The 3,889-nt window shown below is 41.3% G+C and carries 3 protein-coding genes; all 3 read right to left on the bottom strand.

Going from position 1 to position 3,889, the window contains the following annotated elements; genetic code table 11:
* Positions 1 to 316 precede the first annotated feature (316 nt).
* The 3 genes from phoU to IQ259_RS26725 are packed head-to-tail and all read right to left on the bottom strand — an operon-like array spanning position 317 to position 3,151.
* The gene (gene phoU / locus IQ259_RS26735) at positions 317 to 982 is read right to left on the bottom strand and encodes a phosphate signaling complex protein PhoU (RefSeq protein ID WP_193888999.1); all 666 of its coding nucleotides are present in this window, start codon (positions 980 to 982) and stop codon (positions 317 to 319) included.
* Positions 983 to 1,010: 28 nt separating this feature from the next.
* Complete coding sequence (locus IQ259_RS26730) at positions 1,011 to 2,339, bottom strand: cell wall metabolism sensor histidine kinase WalK (protein ID WP_193888998.1); 1,329 nt, start codon at positions 2,337 to 2,339, stop codon at positions 1,011 to 1,013.
* 59 nt (positions 2,340 to 2,398) lie between these two features.
* Positions 2,399 to 3,151: a winged helix-turn-helix domain-containing protein gene (locus IQ259_RS26725; RefSeq protein WP_193888997.1), complete on the bottom strand. Its 753-nt coding sequence runs from the start codon at positions 3,149 to 3,151 to the stop codon at positions 2,399 to 2,401.
* Positions 3,152 to 3,889: the final 738 nt, after the last annotated feature.

Raw genomic sequence — 3,889 nt, 5'->3', positions numbered from 1 at the left:
CTAATTCACATTTGTTACTGGGATTCAATCATTTAATTGCAGCCATGAATCAATTTAAACCCTTTTATGCTTCTGGATGATTTAGCTCCTGAACTACTTGCTTATTCCGGAAAGTGACAGAAGAGGGATAAAACACCCGCTAAGAAAAAATCGAGAATTGGTATGTGTGATTTTCCCATTCTCGATTTTTTATTCTTGGTATTTAGTTACAAAAAATGCGCTAAAAAATTAATTCCATAATCTGGAGGAACCTAGCTTCAAACTTTTCGCCTCCAAAGAGAGAAAAATTTGATTAAGTTTTCTTTACCTATTTAAATTAAGAACGTTGGCCAGTGACGATGTAAGCCACTCTCTGACCAATATTAGTAGCATGATCAGCCATACGTTCGAGACAACGAATTGCTAGTGCTAACAGTATAATTGGCTCTACTACTCCTGGGAAATCCCGTTGCTGGGCTAAAGTTTGATAGAGGCGATCGTAAGCATTATCTACAGCATCATCTAAGTGCTTAATTCCCCGGCCACCAGCTTCATCTAAGTCTGCCAAAGCCACCAAGCTAGTTGCTAACATTGCCTGTGCGTGGTGTGACATGACTTCAATTTCTGGTAAGGACGCATGAGGTGGATAAGGAAAGAGTTTCACCGCTATTTCGGCTAAATCCTCGGCATAATCTCCTATGCGTTCTAAATCTCGCACTAGTTGCATAAAAGCACTCAAACAGCGCAGATCTTGAACTGTTGGTGCTTGGGTCATGATTGTGGTACAGTCTGATTCTATTTGTCTATAAAAGCGATCAATTTTCTTATCTAATTGGGGAAGTTCTTCAGCAGCCGTTAAGTTACGAGCGAATAACGCTTGGTGGCTAAGGCGAAATGATTGTTCTACCAAAGCCCCCATACGTAAAACATCTCGTTCTAAGCGCCTAATGGCGCGTGCTAACTGAGAACTGTCAGGGTTGGGATTATAAACGACAGCTTCCACACTTGTATTCTCAAAAGTGAAGATACTATTAACTATAATCTTGGCTTTGGGAGTTTGCCACAACTTCAGGTAGTATAAGTTGCATCCAAGCGCCACCAGTCTTGGGATGGTTCATTGCTTTAATGGAACCACCGTGTGCTAGAAGGATTTGCCGCACGATCGCCAAACCTAAACCATTACCAACAATTGAGCTAATAGAATTACTCTCTGACAAGGGCGAATGAGTTCTGGCTTGATCCCCTCGATAAAATCGCTCAAAAATATGGGGTAAATCTGCTTCTGAAAAACCTGTACCTGAATCAATTAAATTTAGTTCTAAAGTGGGAGACGCAGAACTATGTTTTTGGTTATTTTCTGAAGATATAATTTTTGCTTCCACTTGAATGCTGCTGCTAGGGCAACTGTATTTAATACTATTGTCTAGCAAGTTGAGAAAAACTTGATAAATGCGTGCTTGATCGGCTTTGATCCAAATATCTTCTGGCCCGGAATAGTTAAGAGAGAGATGTTGTCTTTGTGCTAAAGGTTCTAAAGTTTCCCAAACAGAGACAATCAGCGATCGCACTTCTACTGATTCAAGATGCAGTTGCATTTTTGGGTTGGCTTCTATTTGCGTCAGTTCTAACCAGCCTTGTACTAAGCTAATTAGTCTGTCAACTTCTTGCATGAGACGGACAACCCAGCGATTTAAAGGTGGTTCTAAGCGGTTTTGTAAGGTTTCCGCCACCAACCGAATCGAAGTTAAAGGTGTTCTCAGTTCATGAGCTAAATCAGAGAAGGAGCGATCGCGTTCCTGATTCATATCCAGTAATGGTTGACGATTTTCGAGAAATACTCCCACTTGTCCATTGGGTAAGGGCAAGCCAGATGCTCGTAATGTCATAGACTTAATAGTGGGTAACTCTGCCGGATTGTCGGATGAGGGATGAAATAACCACTCTTTAGTTTGAGGTTTTTGGCGATCGCGCGTTTGCTCAATCAACCTATCTAGTTCATAAGACCTCACCAACTCTAGCAACAAGCGCACCTGTCCTGGTTGCCATCTTTGCAGATATAAAATTGCTCGTGCTTGTTGGTTGCACCACAGCAGTTGATTTTCTTCATCGACTTGCAAATATCCCATTGGCGCAAAATCCAGCAAGTCTTGATAGGTTTCTAAGGATTGTTGCAAATCTTGGCGCTGCTGCTTTAATGTTTTGATTTCCTGACGCAAACAAGGTAGCAACGGCAAAGCTACCTCAGTAGAACTAGAGTAGGGTTGCAGAACTCGCCCCAGGTAGCGGTTTAGTTGAACCTGTTGCCAAATCCAAAAACCGATACCTACCGCCAAACCTAGAATAAATCCCAATAAGAACATGTGAGTCCCAGTTGCTAGTTGCGTCGTGATTAATAAAAACTAACAACTATCTGCACCAATTATCCGAAACGATAGCCAAATCCTCTGACAGTCACAATGTATTCAGGATGGCTAGGATCTAACTCTAACTTTTCTCGCAACCAGCGGATGTGAACATCCACAGTTTTGCTGTCTCCTACGAAATCTGGCCCCCAAACCTGATCTAGCAATTGCTCTCGTGACCAGACTCGCCGAGCATAACTCATAAACAATTCCAACAACCTAAATTCTTTCGGGGAAAGGTTCACTTCTTGATTCCGAACCAACACGCGACACTCTTGAGGATTTAAGGTAACGTCTTTGTATTTTAAAACTGGTAGCTGCGGTAAAGTGCTTAAGCGTTGGCGACGCAGTAAGGCACGACAGCGCGCTACTAATTCCCTCATACTAAAGGGTTTGGTGAGATAGTCGTCTGCACCGACTTCTAAACCCAACACGCGATCTGTTTCACTACCTTTGGCACTCAGCATCAAAATTGGCACTGGGTTGCCTTGATGACGCAGTAAACGACAAATATCTAGCCCATTGATTTGCGGTAACATCAAGTCAAGAATAATCAAATCAAAGGGAAACTCTCCTGAGTTGGGTTCAAAACTTTTGAGATACTCGACAGCAGCCCGTCCATCAGGGGCTGTTACAACTCCATAACCTTCCTCTTCCAATGCTACAGCTAGCATTTCTTGGATTAACTCTTCATCTTCTACCACTAGAATCTGGCTTGTGTGTCCGATATCTGCTCTAGCAGAATACTTGGTCGATTCACTGGTGTACATTGATATCACAAAAGTCTGCCCTGTGCTTGTATCAATATGAAAGTTGAGTCAATTATCTAACTTCTCGGTGCATTTACAGTTGCGCTGTGGCAAACTAGTTTGCAAAAAGTAACATATGTAACAGATGTATCCATATTATAAAGCAAATTTGTTGCTTATTAGTTACAGTTCAGCAAGAATTAAGGTTTGTCAAAAATCCTGGAATTTTACACGCAATACTTTTTGGACAAGTACTGGTAGTCCTCAAAAATAGGGGTGATATCCCTAAAACTTCATAAATAAAAGTTACTTCAATAGGACTTACGCACTGTACAAATTAATCATGGTATTGGTATGTCTGAGCCAAGATTTGGGGGAGAATCCCCCAAACCCCCGATTGAGGGACGGTTGCGTCCCCCAAACCCCCTCCAAATATTTCTTCGGTTTTTTGTTTAGTCTTTAGAGCGCATTTCCAGTTAGTTAAGTACACCACATCAGCTTCAAAAATAGAACTTAAAGTGTATTTTATTACTGACACCAGATTAGTTTTTAAAACTATTCACATTTGGTCTTTCCTATCAATGTGTAAGCCCTATTCAAAATCATTAACCCAAAGGTATTAAGTCCTGTAAAAATTTAGTTCTATTTGTTTCAATTTAATGCGATCGCTCTCCAGTTAAAGCCAAGTCAATAATTTCAGTGCGATCGCAGTACTTTTATGCTTCTGGATAATTTGGTTGATTAGAGGCAGGGGGCAGG

It is taken from the genome of Fortiea sp. LEGE XX443 (genome assembly GCF_015206815.1).
In the GTDB taxonomy this organism is placed as follows: Bacteria; Cyanobacteriota; Cyanobacteriia; order Cyanobacteriales; family Nostocaceae; genus Nostoc_B.
Note: the sequence above shows the minus strand (reverse complement) of the source record. Positions and strands in the feature narration are given on the sequence as shown.

What these genes read in the sequence shown, in the direction of transcription:
- IQ259_RS26730 (WP_193888998.1), bottom strand. Translation starts at nt 2,339, where the DNA reads ATGTTCTTATTGGGATTTATTCTAGGTTTGGCGGTAGGTATCGGTTTT.
- IQ259_RS26725 (WP_193888997.1), bottom strand. Translation starts at nt 3,151, where the DNA reads ATGTACACCAGTGAATCGACCAAGTATTCTGCTAGAGCAGATATCGGA.